Annotated in this window: 16 protein-coding genes and 1 riboswitch; of the genes, 8 read left to right on the top strand and 8 right to left on the bottom strand. The window is 46.6% G+C overall.

The window, feature by feature from the left end:
* Window positions 1-62: 62 nt before the first annotated feature.
* The 4 genes from ACM1ND_RS22580 to ACM1ND_RS22565 form a co-directional block, all read right to left on the bottom strand.
* Window positions 63-1,529, bottom strand: a complete 1,467-nt coding sequence (locus tag ACM1ND_RS22580; RefSeq protein WP_023990305.1) for an amino acid permease — start codon at window positions 1,527-1,529, stop codon at window positions 63-65.
* A gap of 134 nt (window positions 1,530-1,663) precedes the next feature.
* A riboswitch (Lysine riboswitch) is annotated at window positions 1,664-1,866 on the bottom strand.
* Window positions 1,867-1,987: 121 nt separating this feature from the next.
* Entirely contained in the window at window positions 1,988-3,121 is a 1,134-nt protein-coding gene (locus tag ACM1ND_RS22575) for a virulence factor (RefSeq protein ID WP_264454534.1), read from the bottom strand.
* Between the two features lie 328 nt (window positions 3,122-3,449).
* Window positions 3,450-4,682: an MFS transporter gene (locus ACM1ND_RS22570; RefSeq protein WP_023990303.1), complete on the bottom strand. Its 1,233-nt coding sequence runs from the start codon at window positions 4,680-4,682 to the stop codon at window positions 3,450-3,452.
* 89 nt (window positions 4,683-4,771) lie between these two features.
* Window positions 4,772-5,326: a MarR family winged helix-turn-helix transcriptional regulator gene (locus ACM1ND_RS22565; RefSeq protein ID WP_023990302.1), complete on the bottom strand. Its 555-nt coding sequence runs from the start codon at window positions 5,324-5,326 to the stop codon at window positions 4,772-4,774.
* A 351-nt stretch (window positions 5,327-5,677) separates the two neighbouring features.
* Between ACM1ND_RS22565 and ACM1ND_RS22560 the strand changes: the two genes are divergently transcribed.
* The 4 genes from ACM1ND_RS22560 to ACM1ND_RS22545 all read left to right on the top strand — a co-directional run bounded on the left by ACM1ND_RS22560 (window position 5,678) and on the right by ACM1ND_RS22545 (window position 9,391).
* A complete protein-coding gene (locus ACM1ND_RS22560; protein ID WP_023990301.1) occupies window positions 5,678-7,024 on the top strand; it encodes a cytochrome ubiquinol oxidase subunit I in 1,347 nt (448 codons plus the stop codon).
* Window positions 7,021-8,052 (top strand): cytochrome d ubiquinol oxidase subunit II, encoded by a 1,032-nt coding sequence (locus ACM1ND_RS22555; RefSeq protein ID WP_023990300.1) that lies wholly within the window; start codon window positions 7,021-7,023, stop codon window positions 8,050-8,052. The genes ACM1ND_RS22560 and ACM1ND_RS22555 overlap by 4 nt, the downstream gene beginning before the upstream one ends.
* 6 nt (window positions 8,053-8,058) lie before the next feature.
* Window positions 8,059-8,169, top strand: a complete 111-nt coding sequence (gene cydS / locus ACM1ND_RS22550) for a cytochrome bd oxidase small subunit CydS (RefSeq protein ID WP_007432143.1) — start codon at window positions 8,059-8,061, stop codon at window positions 8,167-8,169.
* 211 nt (window positions 8,170-8,380) lie between these two features.
* Window positions 8,381-9,391 carry an MBL fold metallo-hydrolase gene (locus tag ACM1ND_RS22545; protein WP_028541835.1) on the top strand — a complete coding sequence of 337 codons (1,011 nt, stop codon included), beginning with the start codon at window positions 8,381-8,383 and terminating at the stop codon, window positions 9,389-9,391.
* Between the two features lie 95 nt (window positions 9,392-9,486).
* On the opposite strand, the gene isdG is transcribed toward ACM1ND_RS22545, so the two are convergent.
* Genes isdG through ACM1ND_RS22525 form a run of 4 tightly spaced genes read right to left on the bottom strand, consistent with a single transcriptional unit; the run spans window position 9,487 to window position 12,615 of the window.
* Window positions 9,487-9,837, bottom strand: a complete 351-nt coding sequence (gene isdG, locus ACM1ND_RS22540; protein ID WP_023990297.1) for a heme oxygenase — start codon at window positions 9,835-9,837, stop codon at window positions 9,487-9,489.
* 1 nt (window position 9,838) lies between these two features.
* The gene (locus ACM1ND_RS22535; protein ID WP_071558250.1) at window positions 9,839-10,630 is read right to left on the bottom strand and encodes an ABC transporter ATP-binding protein; all 792 of its coding nucleotides are present in this window, start codon (window positions 10,628-10,630) and stop codon (window positions 9,839-9,841) included.
* Entirely contained in the window at window positions 10,627-11,625 is a 999-nt protein-coding gene (locus ACM1ND_RS22530) for a FecCD family ABC transporter permease (RefSeq protein WP_175405192.1), read from the bottom strand. Before ACM1ND_RS22530 ends, ACM1ND_RS22535 begins: the two co-directional genes overlap by 4 nt.
* A 9-nt stretch (window positions 11,626-11,634) precedes the next feature.
* The gene (locus tag ACM1ND_RS22525) at window positions 11,635-12,615 is read right to left on the bottom strand and encodes an ABC transporter substrate-binding protein (protein ID WP_418026585.1); all 981 of its coding nucleotides are present in this window, start codon (window positions 12,613-12,615) and stop codon (window positions 11,635-11,637) included.
* A gap of 399 nt (window positions 12,616-13,014) precedes the next feature.
* On the opposite strand from ACM1ND_RS22525, the gene isdC reads away from it, so the two are divergent.
* The 4 genes from isdC to ACM1ND_RS22505 all read left to right on the top strand — a co-directional run bounded on the left by isdC (window position 13,015) and on the right by ACM1ND_RS22505 (window position 18,682).
* Entirely contained in the window at window positions 13,015-13,530 is a 516-nt protein-coding gene (isdC, locus tag ACM1ND_RS22520) for a heme uptake protein IsdC (protein WP_322156422.1), read from the top strand.
* A 72-nt stretch (window positions 13,531-13,602) separates the two neighbouring features.
* The gene (locus ACM1ND_RS22515; RefSeq protein WP_418026584.1) at window positions 13,603-14,070 is read left to right on the top strand and encodes an NEAT domain-containing protein; all 468 of its coding nucleotides are present in this window, start codon (window positions 13,603-13,605) and stop codon (window positions 14,068-14,070) included.
* A gap of 32 nt (window positions 14,071-14,102) precedes the next feature.
* Window positions 14,103-14,600, top strand: a complete 498-nt coding sequence (locus ACM1ND_RS22510; RefSeq protein ID WP_418026583.1) for an NEAT domain-containing protein — start codon at window positions 14,103-14,105, stop codon at window positions 14,598-14,600.
* Between the two features lie 89 nt (window positions 14,601-14,689).
* Window positions 14,690-18,682: an NEAT domain-containing protein gene (locus tag ACM1ND_RS22505; protein WP_418026582.1), complete on the top strand. Its 3,993-nt coding sequence runs from the start codon at window positions 14,690-14,692 to the stop codon at window positions 18,680-18,682.
* Window positions 18,683-18,804: the final 122 nt, after the last annotated feature.

Genomic DNA, 18,804 nt, shown 5'->3' with positions numbered 1-18,804 from the left:
GACCAGGTTTACCAGCGTGTTTTCCCTGATATGTGGAGACGGGCTTTTTTTACTGTTTTCTATTATTTATCCGAAGAAGCATCTGGACTCAAATCACATTCTTTTAACGGAACGATTTTAGTACGTTTGGTCCATTTGTAGCCGAGCCACAGCAAAAGGAACAGCGGCACACTCATATACGTAGCGATCATCGTTTTCCAGTCAATCTCCTGTCCGGTGAAGGCATCCGCCCCTTGCCCGATAATGACAATGATACACAGAGCGAAGGCGAACAACGGCCCAAACGGGAACCAGCGGGCTTTGTATGGCAGCTCACTTAGACTGTGACCCTGTGCAGTAAAGGCACGGCGGAAACGATAATGGCTGACCGCAATCCCGACCCACGTAATAAATCCACACATTCCGGAGGCATTCAGCAGCCAGTTATAGACTACACCGTCTCCATACAGAGAGGCGAGAAAGGCCAGCATACCGACAGCGGTCGTGATCAGAAGCGCGTTCATAGGAATGCCGCGTCTATTGATATGTCCGAGGAAACGCGGGGCTTTACCTTCCCGTGCCAAAGCGTACAGTACCCGAGTTGCCGCGTACATACCCGAGTTACCTGCCGACAATACGGAAGTCAAAATAACGGCGTTCATAACAGAAGCAGCAATCGCAAGCCCTGCTTTTTCAAATACGAGCGTGAACGGGCTGACCCCGATGTCACTGATGTCTCCCCGCAGCAGATTCGGATTGGTGTACGGAATGATCAATCCAATCACGAGAATCGCGAGAATATAAAAGAACAGGATGCGCCAAAAGATTTGACGGATGGCGCGCGGCACATTTTCACGCGGATTTTCGCTCTCTCCAGCGGCTACCCCAATCAGCTCCGTTCCCTGAAAGGAAAAGCCCGCTGCCATGAATACGCCCAATACAGCAAAGAATCCGCCATGGAACGGGGCGTCTCCTACCGTGAAGTTGGCAAAGCCGATCGCAGGGCCACCCATAATGCCAAAGATCATCAGCACACCTACAGTCAAAAAGATGACGACGGTCACAATTTTAATCATGGCGAACCAGTATTCAGACTCACCGTAGCCTTTGACGGTCAACGCGTTCAGCGCGAAGATTACGGCTAGGAATAACAGACTCCACCAGGCAGAGTGGCTTTCCGGGAACCAGTATTTGATGAGCACGGTCGCTGCTGCCAATTCGGCAGCAATCGTCACCGCCCAGTTGTACCAGAAGTTCCAGCCCATGGCGAAACCAAAAGCCGGATCGACGAAGCGACCTGCATAGGTGTTAAAAGAGCCAGATTCAGGCATAAATGTAGCCAACTCACCGAGGCTGGTCATGAGGAAGTAGACCATGAGACCAACTGCTGCATAAGCCAGCAGGGCACCACCGGGTCCAGCTTCGGCAACCGCGCCTCCACTGGCGAGGAACAGACCTGTTCCGATAGAGCCGCCGAGGGCGATCATCGTCATATGGCGGGCTTTGAGACTTTTACGCAAGGTTGCGTCAGGTGTTGCTTTGTGTTGCACGTTCAAACACTCCTTCATGAAATTGTATTTCATGTCAGGGCAAGAGCCAGAAGGAGGGGGAGTATATAAATCAAAAAACCGCAGGGAATACGCCTGCGGTTTTGTCTATGCATTCCGCACCATACCTTCTTCTATAACAAGATAGCTCAACACACGTGTCTGTGTTAGGACAGCGTGTGACAGTTCTGCTCCTTTCGGTTAGCAGCCCCAGCATTCGGAGTATTTACAAAGAGTCAGCTCCGCATACTTCGGCGGGTGTACCTTTCCACTGGAATCTCAGACGGCTCTTATCGTCTCCTCCGGTGTACTGATTACATCCGCGACCTCTACCTCATCATAAAACAGGGTTGATGAGGTGTATGACATGATATTTTATTGTATAGCGAACTACAGTATATCGTACCTGTACATCTTCTGACAATCGACAATTTTTTGAAAATCACTCGTAGAATCTTAAATTAAGAGTTCCGCTTGGCCATCTGCTGCCAAACTGTTCCCGCGGCTTGTTCGCCTGATTCGATGCGCTCCAGCGCCATTTTAGCCTGTAGACTAACCTCGAATTCGGGATCATCGACGGCCTTCTCCAGCGCATCACGCGCATCCTCGGTTCCAACCTCGTATAAAAAACGTGCCGCCCGCCAGCGCACCAACTTGCTGCTATCCGACAGGGCTCCGATCATTGCGCTGGTAGCGACCGGGTCGCCGATGTCCGACAACGTGTCGCCTGCGGTGCGGCGTACTGCCGCTGAAGGATCGCGCAGTGCCTCGGCTAGCAGATCCATCGCCTCCGGTGAGCGAATATCGCCCAGATAGACGACGCCCAGCCGCCGCAGCTGCATTTTGTCGTCATGCAGCGCTTGCCGGATAAGCGGCAAATGCTCGGGCGTCGGTTCCAGCCGATCCAGCGCAGCGTAGCGTGTGCGCCAATCCTCGTGCTGCAGGGCCTGCCCCAACTCGGCATCGCTCCACTCGCGGCGTTCCTCCACGAATTCGCTGTTGTTTGCGCCGTGGGCAATCGCCTGTTGGATAATCTGCTCCAGCCGCTCTTGCGGAAAGGCAGCTTCCAGTTCCTGCTCGACCTCGCGTGCAATGTCCGGCAGTTCACCATAGCGGACGCCGTAATCACTCAGCTTGCGTTCCTTAATCAGCGTTGCACTCGCTACACGGGTAACGGCTTGCACAAAGCGGTCGGACAAGGAAATTCGTTCCTCCTGCTGCCCCGTCTTGACTCGAATTTGCATAGGAATGCCGCGAAAAAATTGCACAAAGACCTGTGCCTCGCCAAATGCTTCTCCAGAGGTTTCCTCTGGCAAATCCCAATTGGCGTCAGCGCCTTCCTCGCCTAGCCGATCCCGGACTTGACCCAAAATAGTGGACCAGTCTGCATTCCCTTTGCGGTCAAGGGCTACAAAGTCGGTCGTGTGAAACACGCTTTTGACCCCTTCAATGCCCAGCATGCGCCGGATAAATGGAGGAGCGGAACGCTCATTGTCCCGTGTATATGTTCTGCGGATACCCGCTTCCAGTCGCTCATCCAGATGCAGCATCATGGTGTTCGGACTGGGAGTTGGCTCAATAGATGTTATTTTCATAGCTCAGTACAGCCTCCTGTCAAAAGTTCTCCATATATAGCTTATCTGTATTGTAACTCATTCTGCGAATGTCTCCAAAGAGAAGTTCGTGTTTCCGAGGAAAACACAATGACATATCTCACACTAACTCACGTAAACATGGCTGATGAATATGGAGGTTTTTTTAATAAAAACAGGATGCTATATAAGCCGAACTCGAAAAATTAACATGAAAACGGAGTAGGTGGAATGGTGCTGTACAAGCGTAGCGGTGGCGATGGGAAGCACCATCCGACTGCGCAGTGGCGCTATAGGTAGCTTTTAAGTTTGGTTTATAGTTTGATGCTGTCTATGCATTCCGCTTCAGCGGATCGTTCTGGTGGCTGCGAATGAGCAGGGAGGCGATAAAGCCTAGAGACAGAACAGCTGCCAGCAGCATAAATGTAGTCGTCTGATTACCGCCATTATCCATCAAGCGAATGGAAAGCACAGGAGCTAGACTTGTACCAGCAAACAGGATGAAGGTATATAGTGAGACAGCTATAGCCCTCGCTGCACCGCCGAGCTGGCCGACGATTGCTATGAGTGAAGGAACACTCAGGGCAATGCCGCTGACAAAGCATACACTCAACACCACGATAGTCATAAGAGAGTGTGTCATTCCCATCAGCGCCAAACTCAGAATGGAAAGAATAAGAGCTGTACGTAATATAAGGTGCACACCGTATTTCTGGGCTAGCTTTCCGGCGAATGGTGAAAGGAGCATGCCGATGATACCAGCGGATCTGACATAAAGCATCTGTCGGCTATTCAGGCCAAATTCAGGGCCGCCAAGATAGCTACCCAAAACCGTATACATGCTCACAAAGGACATCAGGAGAACAAAAGCAACCGTATAGCTTAACCATAAAGGATACGAGCGCAGAACGGTCCCCAACTGACTGAAAGCTGCCCAAATGCGAACACCTCGTTGAGGGGAGGGGGTTTTAGGCAGGAAAAAAAGGACGATTAGGAAGGTAATTGCATACAAAATGCCTAGCATCCGAAATACCGTATTCCACCCCATTTGTTCGCTAATGACAATACTAAATACCTGACCAGCGATACCTGCTACTAGAAAACCGGTGCTGATAAAGCCGATAGCCGTTACCCGTTTTTCGGTCGGGAACATATCGACAGCGTATGCAAGAGCAACGGGAGAAAAGGTGGCCGCAGCTAAACCCTGAAGCAAGCGCAGTGTAACTAATACAGAATATTGACTGGTTAAGCTGATGGATAACGAAATAATCGTTAATGCGAGCAGTCCGGTGACGATAACCTGCTTTCGTCCAAAGCGGTCAGACAATCCACCATAAACAAGACATCCTGCCGCAAAGCCTAAGGAAAAGATACTGCCCGGCAGGGCTGCTTCAGCAAGTGTTTTTCCAAACACTTTAGCAAAAAGAGGGACCAAAGGGATCGTCACATACAGGCTGGACATAACGGCAACCGCTGACCAGCATAGGATTACAGTCATCCATGCATAAGGGAGAGCCACATTTTCTTTCTGTATAACGGTATGATTGGTTCGTAATTTACTCATCAATGAACACTCCTTGATCATAAAATAAACAGCTTGTTGATACGCGTAATTAATTATATTAGATAACCTAATTATATGTTTAAAAAAATTTATCTGCCCACCCCCAATCTGCCTTCCATATGATGATGGATTTTTTCTATAATCCGCGAAAAAACGACCTGCTCCTCTGGCTCCAAAATACTCGCTAGAGAAGCACAGGAAGACCAAAATACAGGGAGCACCTGCTGTACAAGATGAGTCCCCGCTTCTGTAATGCGTACATGAATTTTGCGTCGATCTGTAGAATTATGTTCTCTGATAATCCATCCTCGTTGCTCTGTCCAGTCCAAGATTGATGTAACAGATGCACGACGGATTCCCAGACGGTCGGCAATCATAGAGGGGCTCATCTGAGCCTGAGATTGGTGTAGTGTCAACAGCAACAACAGATCTAGCTTACTCTCTGTGAGGCCGTAGGCAGATAGATCTAGATCGATCGCGTCCAGCACGTTATCACCCGTCCACAGCAAGAAGAGACCAATGCGGGCAAGTTGTCGGTCCGTTCCTGCAAGGGCAGTTTGATCCATTAACTCCAGATAAGGTTCTGGACCCAGACGGGGAAGGGGTTGCTGGACGGTGTCCCGCTTACTTTGTTTTGGTGGCATAAGTTCACCCTTTTCATATAATTAGGTTATCTAACTATATATCAATATAACGTATTGAAATGCATAAGACAATATCTAAAAAGAAATACGGCTACATTCAATGTATAAGCAGGGTTAAAACTCGGAAGAATGAACCAAACTGTGAATAGGTTACCAAAATGCGCCAATAGATAAGTGAAGGAGGCGTTCCTATGTTCCGCAAGCAGGAAAGAACGCTCATTATTGTATGTATAGTAATTGCGGCCATTATGCTATATGCCGTAATTAAAAGCATAGCTCGCTTGACTCCTTAGTTGGTAATCCAGAGTGATCCGCGATGTTTAAAATGTGAAATGAAGGAGTGAAACCCATTTGTCTTCATTGGACCCTGTATTGCTAAGCCGGATGCTGACCGGAATTACCCTGTTTGTTCATATCGTATTTGCATCCATCGGCGTTGGCGTACCCTTAATGATTGCACTAGCAGAATGGCGTGGGCTGCGAACCGGTGATCCGCATTATACACTGCTGGCCCGACGGTGGGCGCGAGGGTTTGTCATTACCGTTGCCGTGGGTGTCGTTACAGGCACCTCCATTGGTCTACAGCTCAGCTTGCTTTGGCCCACCTTTATGCGGGTGGCTGGACAAGCGATTGCGCTGCCCCTGTTTTTGGAGACGTTTGCTTTTTTCATCGAAGCTATATTCCTGGGCATCTACTTGTATACCTGGGATCGGTTTAAAAGCAAATATTTTCACCTGATGCTGCTCATCCCGGTAGCGATTGCCTCATCTGCATCAGCGGTTTTTATTACGACTGTGAACTCGTTCATGAACCAACCTCAAGGTTTTACACTCAAAAATGGAGTCATGACTGATATTCATCCCATCCAGGCCATGCTAAATCCGGCTACCCCGACTAAAGTTTCTCATGTACTGGCTTCTTCGTATACATTGAGCGCTGGGGTGCTGATGGGACTGGCGGCTTACAGCATGCTGAGGGGACGTAATCACCCTTATTTCAAAAAGGCGCTGAAGCTGACTGCCACCTGTACCATTGTGTTTGCCATCAGTACCGTGATGATTGGAGATGCATCCGGTAAATTTCTGGCCAAATATCAGCCAGAGAAGCTGGCCGCCGCCGAATGGCATTTTGATACGATGACGCACGCGCCCTTCGTATATGGCGGATATATGGATAAGAACGGTGAAATCAAGTATGCGCTGAAAGTGCCTTATGCACTTAGTGTGTTGGCCGGGAACCTGCCCAGTACGGAGGTCAAGGGCTTAAATGATTATCCCGTAGATGAGCGTCCGCCACTGTCTATCCATTATATGTTTGACCTCAAAATCACTACAGGGGTGCTGATTCTCGTCATTCCACTGTTATATCTGATCCGCAAGCGTTTGCCAGGTCGCAAACCATACCCCAGATGGCTGCTGTTGGCGCTCATTCTGGTGGGGCCGATGGCGATGGTAGCTATTGAGCTCGGATGGATGTTTGCGGAGGTCGGTAGACAGCCATGGATTTTACGCGGATATATGAAAGTCTCCGAAGCAGCGACCACTTCTACGAGTGTCGGGTGGATGCTGGTGCTGTTTGTTATTTTGTATCTGGTGTTGTGTTTCTCGGCCATTAAGGTACTCAGCAAGCTATTCCGCAATAAGGATGCGGTAGAAGAGATAAGGCAGCTGGGCCTGGAAGGGGCTGAAGGCAAGTGAGCTATGAGATTGTAGGTATCGCCATTTTGTGGACGTTCCTGTTCGGATATTTGCTTGTGGCATCCATTGATTTTGGTGCAGGGTTTTTCAGCTTTTACAGTGTGTTAACAGGCCACCAGAACAAAATCCACAATATCATTCAACGGTATCTGTCCCCGGTGTGGGAGGTAACAAACGTATTTCTCATCTTTTTTGTGGTGGGATTAAACGGGTTCTTCCCGGATGCGGCATATTACTATGGTACGGCGTTACTCGTTCCCGGCAGTATTGCGATTGTGCTTCTTGCCATCCGAGGAGTGTATTATGCATACAATACGTATGGGCATTCCGGTAAAAATAATATCGTCTACATGGCGTTATACGGTGCGACAGGGTTGCTGATTCCGGCGGCACTATCCACGGTTCTCGCCATTTCGGAAGGCGGCATTATTGTAGAAAACAGCACAGGTGTTCATCTGCAATGGGGCCAGCTATTAAGCAACCCCTACACGTGGGCGGTTATTATTCTGGCGCTGGTGAGTGTATTGTATATCTCGGCGATGTTTTTGTCCTTTTATGCCAAAAGGGCAGGGGACAAGGTTGCTTTCGAAATCGTACGAGGGTACGCGTTGCTCTGGAGTGCTCCTACGATTTTGGCGAGTCTGCTCGCATTTTTTCAGATTAACAAACAAAATCCAGATCATTTTACCAATATGCTGAACATAGCCTGGATGTTTGTTGCATCCTTCATATGCTTTGCAGGAGCAGTTTATCTGGTATGGCAGCGGCGGCATCTGGGGGTTTCATTCATATTGGTGATGCTGCAATTTGCATTTGCCTGGTATGGCTACGGCCGCTCGCATCTCCCGTATGTTCTGTATCCCTACATTAATGTCTACGACAGCTTTACAAATTCTACGATGGCGTATGCATTGATTACGGCGTTTGTTGCGGGTCTGCTGGTGCTGATCCCTTCGCTAATCCTGATATTAAGATTGTTTCTGTTCGATGCAAAATATGTGCGCGGACATGAAGGGAAGAAAGGGTGAGTTAGAGTGGCTGCTTTCGAGCATTTTACGATTATGTACGAGTCACCTATCATTATTGTCGTGGCGATTGTGTTTTTGTTTATTTATTCGGCACGCTTTAAAAATCCACAAGACTGACAACAACAGGTGGAACAGGCCTTCCTGATTGATTCGGGAGGTCTGTTTTTGCTGTATTATCGCAGAATTTCCTTTACAGACGTGATTGAATTATACTTTACATATATCAGGATGTTGCATCATTTTATGTTCACACTCGAGTGACAATATATAGTTAAATTGAACCGCTGCGTTTTTTGGAAAACGGGTTCATCAGGGAGGGAGCTGCATCATGCCCAAAGTTCGTTTTAACAATATGGATCATGTAAATACCGATAAAACAATCAAGCAATTCAGACAATGGCGGCAGGAGCGACGCAGCAAAATAAAGGATTATACATTCGTTGTGCCAAACCATCCCCCGGAGCTGGAGTTCCTGCATAGCAATCGGGAGATGGCGACAGCGACCTGGGTGGGACATTCCACCTTTTTCATCCAGTATCTTGGGCTGAATATCGTCACCGATCCGGTATGGGCAGAGCGTATGGCTCTTGATAAAAGGTTGGCTCCGCCCGGCATTCGTATTCAGGATGTACCACCACTGGACATCATTCTGCTGTCTCATTCACATTATGATCATTTACATTTAGAATCGTTGCGGAAATTATATCGTGCAGATACGCTGATGCTCGTACCCACGGGGTTAAAGGCGAAAATGATCCGCAAAGGTTTTCGTAACTGTCATGAGCTGCAATGGTGGGAGCATTTTACGGTAGGAGGGGTGCGATTTACGTTTGTTCCAGCCCAGCATTGGACACGACGCACGCCGTTTGATACGAACACTTCGCATTGGGGGGGATACGTTCTGCAAAATGAGCAGCAGGTGATTGGCTCTGCCACGTCCGTCACGGAACCTCATCCTCATTCGAATACAGATTCAGAGCATACACCGACGTTGTATTTTGTGGGAGACACTGGATATTTTCGTGGGTTTAAGGAGATTGGCGAGCGCTTTGCCATTGACCTGACCTTTATGCCGATTGGTGCGTATGAACCGGAATGGTTCATGACCTCGCAGCATGTGACACCGGAGGAGGCATTGCAAGGGTTTGTAGATTGCGGCGCAGATCAGATGATTCCGATGCACTACGGAGCCTTCAAGCTAGCGGATGATACGCCAAGAGAGGCGCTGGATCGGCTCGAAGCGGAGCGTGAGCGTAGGGGTATTGCGAAGGAACGCATTCATGTTCTGGGGCACGGAGAGACGCTGAAAATTGGACGTCGCTGCTCCACTACAATTTGAGGAATTCGACATAATCCTTATAGAAAAAGCGACTCTGCGGACAATTGATGTTGTCTGCGGAGTCGCTTTTTTTGTTTTTAGGCTGTGATGCAGGATTAAACTGCTTCCGTATCACTCGCCAAAGAGGAATCGCTGTTGGCGATGGGATGACGAACGATTTTAACTTCATAGAACGTGATTTTATTTTCAATAATATAGTCCGGAATTTGACGGTGGCTATGGGATTCGCGGAACGCTTCGCTTTTCGTCCAGCCTTGGAAGTTCTCCTTTTCTTTCCAGCGTGTACTGATCGTTACTTCCTCATAATCCTTCGTGTTTTCAGTCAGCAGCACTTCCAGACCGAGAAAACCTTCCATTTTTTCAACTTTTCCTTCTTTGTTAAATCTTTCGATGAGTAGATGTGCATTGCCCGGTGTGATTTTAGATGTATTTGTAACGATAACCATATTAAATTCCTCCTGAATGATGTGGTATGGTCGGTATAATAACCGGATAGCCATTCTCAAATTTGATGGTAGCGTTCATTTCATAAATGTCGCGAAGAAAAGCAGACGTCAAAATCTCACGGGGTTCGCCGGCAACGGCGATTCGTCCCTTTTTAAGCGCAATCATATGATGACAATAGGCCGCAGCTTGCTGCAAATCATGCAGTACCATAACAATCGTCAAGCCGGACTCGTGATTGATACGCCGCAGCATATCCATAACTTCAAATTGGTGGGCGATATCCAGAAAAGTGGTCGGTTCATCGAGCAAAAGAATATCCGTTTGTTGGGCCAAGGCCATTGCAATTCGTGCTTTTTGTTGTTCACCTCCCGATAGAGTATGGAACATCCGATCTGCATAGGGCTGTATGCCCGTGATCTTCATGACATGGTCCACGATTTGCTGGTCCTGTCCGGTATGGCGTACCCTCAAGCCATTGGCATGAGGAGATCTTCCGTAAGCGACCAGCTCGCGGACCGTCAATAACGGCAGCATATCCTTCATTTGCGGTAGCATTGTAATCGTCTGGGCAAAATCACGCCGCTTGTATTCCTGCACGGGCTTGCCGAGGACGGAAACCTGACCCTGATCCTGCTTGAGCAGCCGGGTCATGATCCGCAAAAGCGTGGACTTGCCTGAACCGTTCGGTCCGACGATCGCAGTGAGCTGACCAGCGGGCAAGGTGATATTCACATCGTCCAGCTTGAAATACCCATGTTGTAAGGAGATATGCTTACCCTGAATGGCTGTCATCCGAAACTCCCCCGTTTCTTGAGCAGGATTAAGAAGAACGGTGCCCCGATGACGGCCAGCAAAATACCTACAGGCAGTTCAATCGGGTCAAACCAGGATCGCGCCACCGTATCTGCGAGAACAACCAGCGTTCCGCCGCCCACAATGGAAAGGGGAAGGAGGAACCGATAATCTTCCCCGATCAGCAGCCGTATGACATGGGGAACGACCAGTCCTACAAAGCCGATCAACCCGGCTACACTGACTGCTGTACCGGCAAGCAGGGCAGAAAGCAGGATAATGAGCATGCGTTGAAGCTCTACTCGCTGGCCCAGCAGCTGTGCTGAATCGTCGCCCAGCAGCAGTAGATTAGCAGGTTTAATCGCAAAGAAAGAGGCGATTAATCCAATGATGGCGTAAGGAGCCATGAACTCTAGATGATGCCAACTTCTTCCGTTTAATCCGCCGGATAGCCAAGGAAGAACGGCCTGTACGCGGTCGCTGTACATGACCATTACGCCGTTGGTGAGTGCGCCCAGCAGCGCGTTGATCGCAACGCCAGCGAGCACAATTTTAACAGGCGATGCCCCTCGGTCCCAAGCCAGCAGATAAATGACGATTGCGCTCAGAAAGGCTCCCAAAAAGGCGGTTATCGGAAGAAGGTAGCTGAGCTGTGGAAGCATCACCATCGTAATGACGGCGGCAAGTCCACCTCCAGCCGATACACCAATAATGCCAGGGTCAGCCAATGGATTTTTCATGACACCTTGAAGAAGTGCTCCGGAAGCTGCGAGACAAGCTCCTACCAGTAAACCTACTAATACTCTGGGTAGCCGGAGATCCATCAGGATCGTGCGATATGTAGATTCATCATTATGTAGCAAAACATGATTAATTTCTTGAAGTGGAATCGACACCGAACCGTAGGCCAGACCGTACACAGAGACGGCCAGCAGTAGAATCGGAAGGGTAATCCAGGCGATGGTGCGTCTTCTGGCGCGCTGTAGTTTGTTCATCTCCATCGCCTATTTCGCCGGATACAGCTTTTGATGCATCAAATCCAGCGCTTTAGTGACACGTGTGCCCGGATTCGTACCGAACAGATCTGAAGGTAAAACCTCGACCTGATTGTTTTTGACTGCTCGGATTCCGTTCCAAGCTGCATTTTCCTGCATTTCCTTTATAAATGCGGCTTTAACATCTTCCGTATTGCCATGGGTCATGATGAAGATGTAGTCAGGGTCAGCCTGTATGATGCGTTCTGTGTTCAGCTGCGCGTATTGTGGGAAATTTTGCAGGCCCGGAAAATCAGCGGCGATGTTGGAGCCACCTGCAGCTTCCAGAATGTTTCCACTCAGTGAATTCGGCAGTGCCGCCATATACGTAGCCGGGGCTCCGTAGACCAGCAACACCTTCGGTTTGGAGGCAGAAGCGGTTTCCTTTTGCAGCTTAGCTATTTGTTGGTCAATTTGCTGATTTAGCTTCACGGCCTGAGCCTGCTTTTGCAGTAATTGTCCGAACAGCGTAATTTGCGACTGAATATCGTGAACTGAATTGGCTCCCGTCAGCAGCAGCTGTGAACCGACTCCTTCAATGGCTGGAATGTCTTTTTCATTCATAGGATAATTGCCTAGCACGACATCCGGTTTGAGCATCGTAATTTTCTCCAGATCGACTTCATGAGTGGAGCCTACTTGCTGAACGTTCTCAGCAGCAGGTACGATGGCAGGTCCATTGGAGTTGGGCCTGCCCACGGCAGTTCCACCCAATGCGTATATGATATCCAGATCGCCATTGCTGAGCGCAATGATATGTTGAGGGACCTTTTGAAACGCTAACGTCCGTTTTGAAAAATCAGTAACTTGAATCGCCGCACTGCTTGTCGTGCCAGAAGTGGCAGATACGGATGCACTGGTTGGTTTGTGATCTGCGGTCGAGGCACCATTACTACATCCGGTAACTGCCAATAAAAGCGCTGCGGACGACCACAACACATAAGATTTCATGTTATTCCTCCTGCAATTTTCGAGTTAAACAATAATGATAATCATTTTCATTTATGTATAAGAGAATGATAATGAATATCACTGGGGATTGTCAATTGAAAAAAGCAAATTTTTAAATAAATTTTGAACTAAAAATAAAAGGGGTATATTCGAATTATAGAAGAAGGAACTACAAATTTTTCTTAAAAAATAGCATATATCAAGGGGTTATGTACATGCAAATACATATTGACATTTTCGAAAAGTGTAAGATATATTGGTGATGGGTTTACTTTATTTTGCGAAATTCTGGAATAGAAAGGTGGGAAGACACGGCTCAAAAAGAGCTATTTTTTTTAATTATCAATTGAGAATGATAATCAATTACTTAAATTCTCGTGGGGAGGGACTGCTGTCATAATGAAGAAGGGGTATTCTGCAATTATTGCTGTGTTTCTGCTGGTGAGTGTGCTGAGCTTTTGGCCAACTTCGTCATCTGTAGTAGCCGCTGCGGCTTCTCCAAAATTGGCGGATGGTACATACACGCTCAAATACAATATCCTCAAGGCAGAAAATGATTCGGTGTCCATGGCTAATGATTATTTTGAAAAACCAGCTAAGTTGTATGTAAAAAAAGGTCAAATGACCATGCAAATTAAGCTGAATCATAGCGAATGGACAACTGGGTTTAAAGTAGATTACAAAGGCAAAATCATCGATACAAAGGTCATCCATAAGGATGCCAAAACCGATACCCGCACCGTACAATTTCCAATTACGAGTGTGAACAGCCCGCTAATCTCTAAAATTCATGTTACTGTCCCTGCGTATAACTACGATCATGACTATACGATCCGCTTCGCTTTTGATTCCAAAAGCGTCAAAAAAGTAGCAGCCGTCCAGTCAGCAAAATCAACTAAATCTTCCAAGAAGTAAATTCAAGCCATCTTTATCGTTCATAAAATCAACACAAATTAACGCATAAAAAATTGAGGAGTGTGTGTAGATATGAATATGGTAATGAATCGCTTTGAGCAATTTTCTTTTAAGAAGGTATTCGTCGCATTGATCATGACATCGCTTGTTTTTGCACTCGTTGCTCCATTCTCAGCTAAAGCGGCGGCAGCCGACGGCACGTATAACGTAGACTATACCGTTCTGAAGGATCAAACCAATGAAACTTCTCGATTGGATAGCTACCTGACGAAGCCTGCTCAGGTTACGGTAGCTAATGGCAAAAATGTCGTTCGTCTGACTGTGAAAAGCAGCAATCTGATTACAACGTTCAAAGTAGAGCAAAATGGCGTACTGCAAGATGCGACTGTGGTAAGCACAGATACTGCGAACAACACTCGTGTAGTGGAATTCGAAGTTGCTGATCTGAATGCAAAAGTGAATGCTTACGCTGAAATCACAATTCCAGTAATCGGCTACACAGGCAAGTACGATGTACAACTGCAATTCGACGAAATCTAATCCAAAATAAAACGTAAAAGGAGATTAAGAACATGAACATGATTATGAATCGTATGGAAAAATTGTCTTTGAAAAAAGTAATGCTTACTGTACTGATGGCAGCGCTTGTTTTTGTGGTACTAGCTCCACTTTCTGCCAATAAAGCGAATGCGGCTTTGCCTAATGGAACGTATAACGTTGATTATACAGTGTACAAAGATGGTACCAATGAAACCTCATACATGGACTCAAACGGTTATGTCGCCAAACCCGCTACATTAATCGCTAATAATGGTCAATACAAAGTTAGAGTAGCTATTACTAAAAGTGCTTGGGTCACTGAATTCAAAACGCAACAAAACGGCCAGTATGTGAATGCGAGTGTGGTAAGTACCTCAGGTGATACAAGAATAGTAGAGTTCCCTGTAAGTAGTTTTTCCCAAAAATTGAATGTTAAGTTGCATGTAAGTGTGCCTAAAGAATACACTGGCGGCATTCCATATGATCACGATTACACTGTTCAATTTTTATTTGACGAAGATTCCATCTAATAGTGGAGTAATTATACATTGATCTTATACTCATTTGGAATTCTATTGAGCTCCAAATGAGTATATTTTAAGTAGGGGGATTAATACACTTGAAAAGGCAATTGAAAAAATACTTAATGACGTTTGCAGCTATTGTTATGCTGCTCTCAGTTGTTTTCCCATTTGCTCCGACCGTATCTGCTTCTGATGAGACAAGCTCATCAACTGAATCTGGTGTATCCGAGCCCTCTGTGACGCAAGATGTATATCCGATAGAGCCAAGTCCAGAAGAAGTGGTTCCAACAGTAGATGTGGCAAGTGCGTACACAGTAGCAGCCGCAGACTCACAGAGTTCCAGCACTGTGAAGGATACTAATGAATATTCTATTAGCTACGTTGTTAAAAGTGAAAGCAAGGTGTCAGGGGTAGTGACTTCCCCTTATAATGATATGTTCCTAAAGCCAGCTACGTTGACGGTTGAACAGAGTTCTACTGTAGGGCAGGCTACGTATCATGTTTCTTTAATTCTCGACAATCCTAATACTCCCTTTACAGATATCGAATTTAGACAAAACGGAGAAACCGTTCCTGCCCATATTTCAGATTTAGTAAAAGGGGAAAAGACGTATGAACCACGAACAGTAACATTTGATGTGTATAATTTGGAACAGAAAATTGATGTGAATTACAATTTAAATAATAGACTCAGACAAAACTGGATTGAATTTGATCCATCAACTATAGCTTTAAAAGAGGGACCCGTAACTCCCCCTACCCCTTCACCTGAGCCGGAAGTTCCCTTGAAACCGGGTGTCCTTAATTTTACAATACTGAAGGACAAATCAGAAGAAGTTTCTGTGATGGACGGTTACGCCTCAAAGCCTGCAAAGCTCGTTCAAAAAGGAGATAAATGGTATATTCAACTGACGTTTAATAACAGTAGCTGGATTCCTTCATTTCAAACAGAGCAAAACGGTAAATTTGTAGAAGCAGCAACTATTTCAGAGGTTAGTGACGCTAATCAGCGTACGGTTGAGTTTGAAGTAAGCAACTTATCCAATAAATTGAATGCTTACACTCATGTGATTGTGCCTGGTTTGGAACTGGGAGGAGTACCATACGATCATTGGTATCATGTTCAAATCAAGTTTGACACAAGTATTACACCTGACCCTAGTGCACCACCGACCTTGGCGGATGGAACGTACTCTATTAACTTTAATGCGCTGGATGCAATAAAAGATCAAGCATCGAGAATGGCGCAATATCTGGTGTCTCCAGGGACTTTGACGGTATTGAAGGGGCAAAAAGAAGTTTCCTTCACCATTAAAGACAGCACTACAGTAACGGAATTCAAAACAGAACAAAATGGAACGTTGACGGATGCGGATATTGTAAGTGAGGACAAAACAGCCAATACGCGTGTGGTGAAATTCAAGGTAGCGAATCTGGATACAGTTTTGAACGCACAAGTCCATATTCTCATGGGTACGTATAGTGCAGACCACAAAATACGCCTTAAATTTGACCAGCCAGGAACGGACAACGGTTCAACTCCAGTAACGTCAAATCTGGACTTTACGCTGTTAAAAGACGGTTCAAGTGAAAAGTCCATGATGGATGGATATACAGAAAAACCGGGTACCCTGGTTGAACGTAAGGGCAGGAAATATGTACAGTTCACTTTGAAAAAGAGCAAACAGATTGACGGCTTTAAAGTAGAACAAAACGGAGTATTGACCAATACGGCCGTAGTAAGCGAAAATCAAACGGCGAATACACGTGTTATCGAATTTGAGGTTAAAGAAGTGCCTGCCAAGCTGAACGCATGGGTAAGCATCAACTGGCCTGAGTTAAATTATGTGGAAACATATAATGTCGATCTCCAATTAGGAACGGCAACATCCCCGGTTGATCCTGGGACGCCAGGTACGCCTGGAAAAGTTTTAGCTGATGGAACGTATTCGATCCAGTTCAATGCATTGCACGCAACAAAAGATCAAAAATCGGCAATGGCGCAATATTTATTATCTCCGGCAACACTGACGGTATCAAAAGGCAAGTATGAAGCTTCCTTCACGATCAAAGACAGCGCCACAGTGACGGAGTTCAAAACAGAACAAAACGGAACGTTAACAGATGCAGATATCGTAAGCGTGGACAAGAAAGCGGACACACGTGTTGTGAAATTCAAAGTGGCCGATTTGGACGCTATTATGAATGCACAGGTACATGTGAGCACGACCTATCCAGGTGGGGTTTATGAGATGGATCATAAGCTTCGTCTTCAATTTGACCGCAGCAGCATTGCGGTAAAAGGAACAGACGGCGGCACAACTCCCGTGACTGAAAACGGCAGATACAGCATTGATTTCTCCGTACTCAAAAATGGAAGCAATGAAATATCTGTGATGGATGGCTATATGCAGAAACCAGCCACGCTGTTAAGACAGTCCGGTAAAAATGTGATTCAGATCAAAATGGACAAGAGCAGTTGGATTAAAACGTTCAAAGTAAATGGTGCAGAGGCTCAGGTTGTCGATCAATCGAGCTCCGCAGATACAAGAACAGTACAATTCGAAGTACCCAATCTGTCGGATAAAGTGACAGTGAATACGCATGTCATCGTACCTGGATTGGATTTGGGTGGCATCCCTTATGACCACGTATATGATGTGCAGTATCAATTCGAGCCTGCTACCATTCGCAGCTTTGTCGAGCCTTCCTCTTCGGGTGCAGCTGATCCCATTGTTAAATTGGATTTCGACAAGCTTGCCAATGGTAAATATGCTTTGAAATTCAGTATCGTTTTGTCTGATGGTTCCACAGGAGTGGATTCTCCGGCTCAACGCTTCATCACTGACGAATCGGCGCAATTGGTCGTGGAAGGCGACAAACGGTTTGTAGGTCTGAAGCTGCAAAACAGTAATGAAGTGAAGGCGCTGCGCATTTGGGACAACGCAAGCGGGGACTACCGAGACGCAGAAGTGACCCAGGAGGATGCAGCAAGCAATACGAAGCACGTTCGTTTTAGCGTGAATGACTTTAAAAACAATGTAAAAGGCCAACTGGTTGTCTATGAAGCCCCTAAAGTGGCAAGTGCCACTCCGATGGTCTTTAAGACTGAGGATCGGGTAGAGAAGGTATACGATTTTGAATTTAAATTTAACACCAGTGATGTTTCTTACTACAACGAAACTAAAGCAGACGAAGTAGAGCAAGGGAAAAACAACTTAGCGGATGGAGAGTACAGTGCGAACTTCCGTGTGCTGGCGAACGGAACGGACAAGGATTCTCTAGCGGCTCCTTTTGTACAGAGTCTAGCGAAGTTGATTGTGAAAAATGGGAAGGTTCAGGCTCATGTAACCGTTACGGACAACCAGGCTTTGAAGCTATTCCAAACGGATTTTGAAGGCCGTTATGCCAATCCGACGATTATGGGTTCGGACACCAAAGGTGACACGCACACTATTGCATTCGAAGTGCCTGATCTAGATAAAAAGTTGAGTGTGTACACACAGGTATATCTGCCTGAGAAATACATTCTAAATGAGAAATTCGGCGGACAGATTCAATTTGACCGTGCATCGCTTAAAGGTGAGGGAGACAATGCAGCTACAACTGCAACCGCTACTGAACCGACAGCAGCATCTACGGACAAGGCAGCAGAAACGACCACACCTGTGGCAGAAAAAAAACCAGTAGTTGAGCAACCGATTCAAACGGCTTCCGAGAAGCAATACACGATTAATTACAACGTATTTAAAGACAAAACGAGTGAAGCTTCCGTTATGGACGGTTATCTCGACAAGCCAGCCACACTGATTGAAAAGGGAGACAAGCGCTATATCCAAGTGACCTTGAAAAATAGCTCTTGGATGCCAACTCTACAAGTGGAGCAAAACGGTACCCTGAAAGATGTAGAAGTGATCTCGACATCCGGCGATACACGTGTCGTTCAATTCGAGGTAGGAGACTTGTCCCAGAAAATCAGTGCTTACACACACGTCATTGTGCCTGGCTTGGTCCTTGGCGGAGTGCCGTATGATCACTGGTATACAGTTCAGTTTCAATTTGATGAAGCAAGCCTGAAAGCGAAGTAGCCTCAGGTTGTGACATCAATGAAGCCCGAATAACAGCAAAGTTTGTATGCGAGCAAGTCTTGGTGCCCCGGCGTCAAGACTTGTCAGCATTTACATACCCGAGGAATTTTGCAAAAATCCAA

Source organism: Paenibacillus sp. JJ1722 (assembly GCF_048282685.1).
Taxonomy (GTDB): Bacteria; Bacillota; Bacilli; order Paenibacillales; family Paenibacillaceae; genus Paenibacillus; species Paenibacillus polymyxa_B.
This window is presented reverse-complemented; position numbering and strand designations above follow the sequence as displayed.

Excerpts from the sequence above, each read along its gene's own strand:
- ACM1ND_RS22535 (WP_071558250.1), bottom strand. The coding sequence starts at position 10,630 with ATGACAGCCATTCAGGGTAAGCATATCTCCTTACAACATGGGTATTTC.
- ACM1ND_RS22545 (WP_028541835.1), top strand. The coding sequence starts at position 8,381 with ATGCCCAAAGTTCGTTTTAACAATATGGATCATGTAAATACCGATAAA.
- ACM1ND_RS22565 (WP_023990302.1), bottom strand. The coding sequence starts at position 5,326 with ATGCCACCAAAACAAAGTAAGCGGGACACCGTCCAGCAACCCCTTCCC.
- ACM1ND_RS22570 (WP_023990303.1), bottom strand. The coding sequence starts at position 4,682 with ATGAGTAAATTACGAACCAATCATACCGTTATACAGAAAGAAAATGTG.
- ACM1ND_RS22530 (WP_175405192.1), bottom strand. The coding sequence starts at position 11,625 with ATGAACAAACTACAGCGCGCCAGAAGACGCACCATCGCCTGGATTACC.
- ACM1ND_RS22525 (WP_418026585.1), bottom strand. The coding sequence starts at position 12,615 with ATGAAATCTTATGTGTTGTGGTCGTCCGCAGCGCTTTTATTGGCAGTT.
- isdG (WP_023990297.1), bottom strand. The coding sequence starts at position 9,837 with ATGGTTATCGTTACAAATACATCTAAAATCACACCGGGCAATGCACAT.
- isdC (WP_322156422.1), top strand. The coding sequence starts at position 13,015 with ATGAAGAAGGGGTATTCTGCAATTATTGCTGTGTTTCTGCTGGTGAGT.
- ACM1ND_RS22575 (WP_264454534.1), bottom strand. The coding sequence starts at position 3,121 with ATGAAAATAACATCTATTGAGCCAACTCCCAGTCCGAACACCATGATG.
- ACM1ND_RS22515 (WP_418026584.1), top strand. The coding sequence starts at position 13,603 with ATGAATATGGTAATGAATCGCTTTGAGCAATTTTCTTTTAAGAAGGTA.
- ACM1ND_RS22510 (WP_418026583.1), top strand. The coding sequence starts at position 14,103 with ATGAACATGATTATGAATCGTATGGAAAAATTGTCTTTGAAAAAAGTA.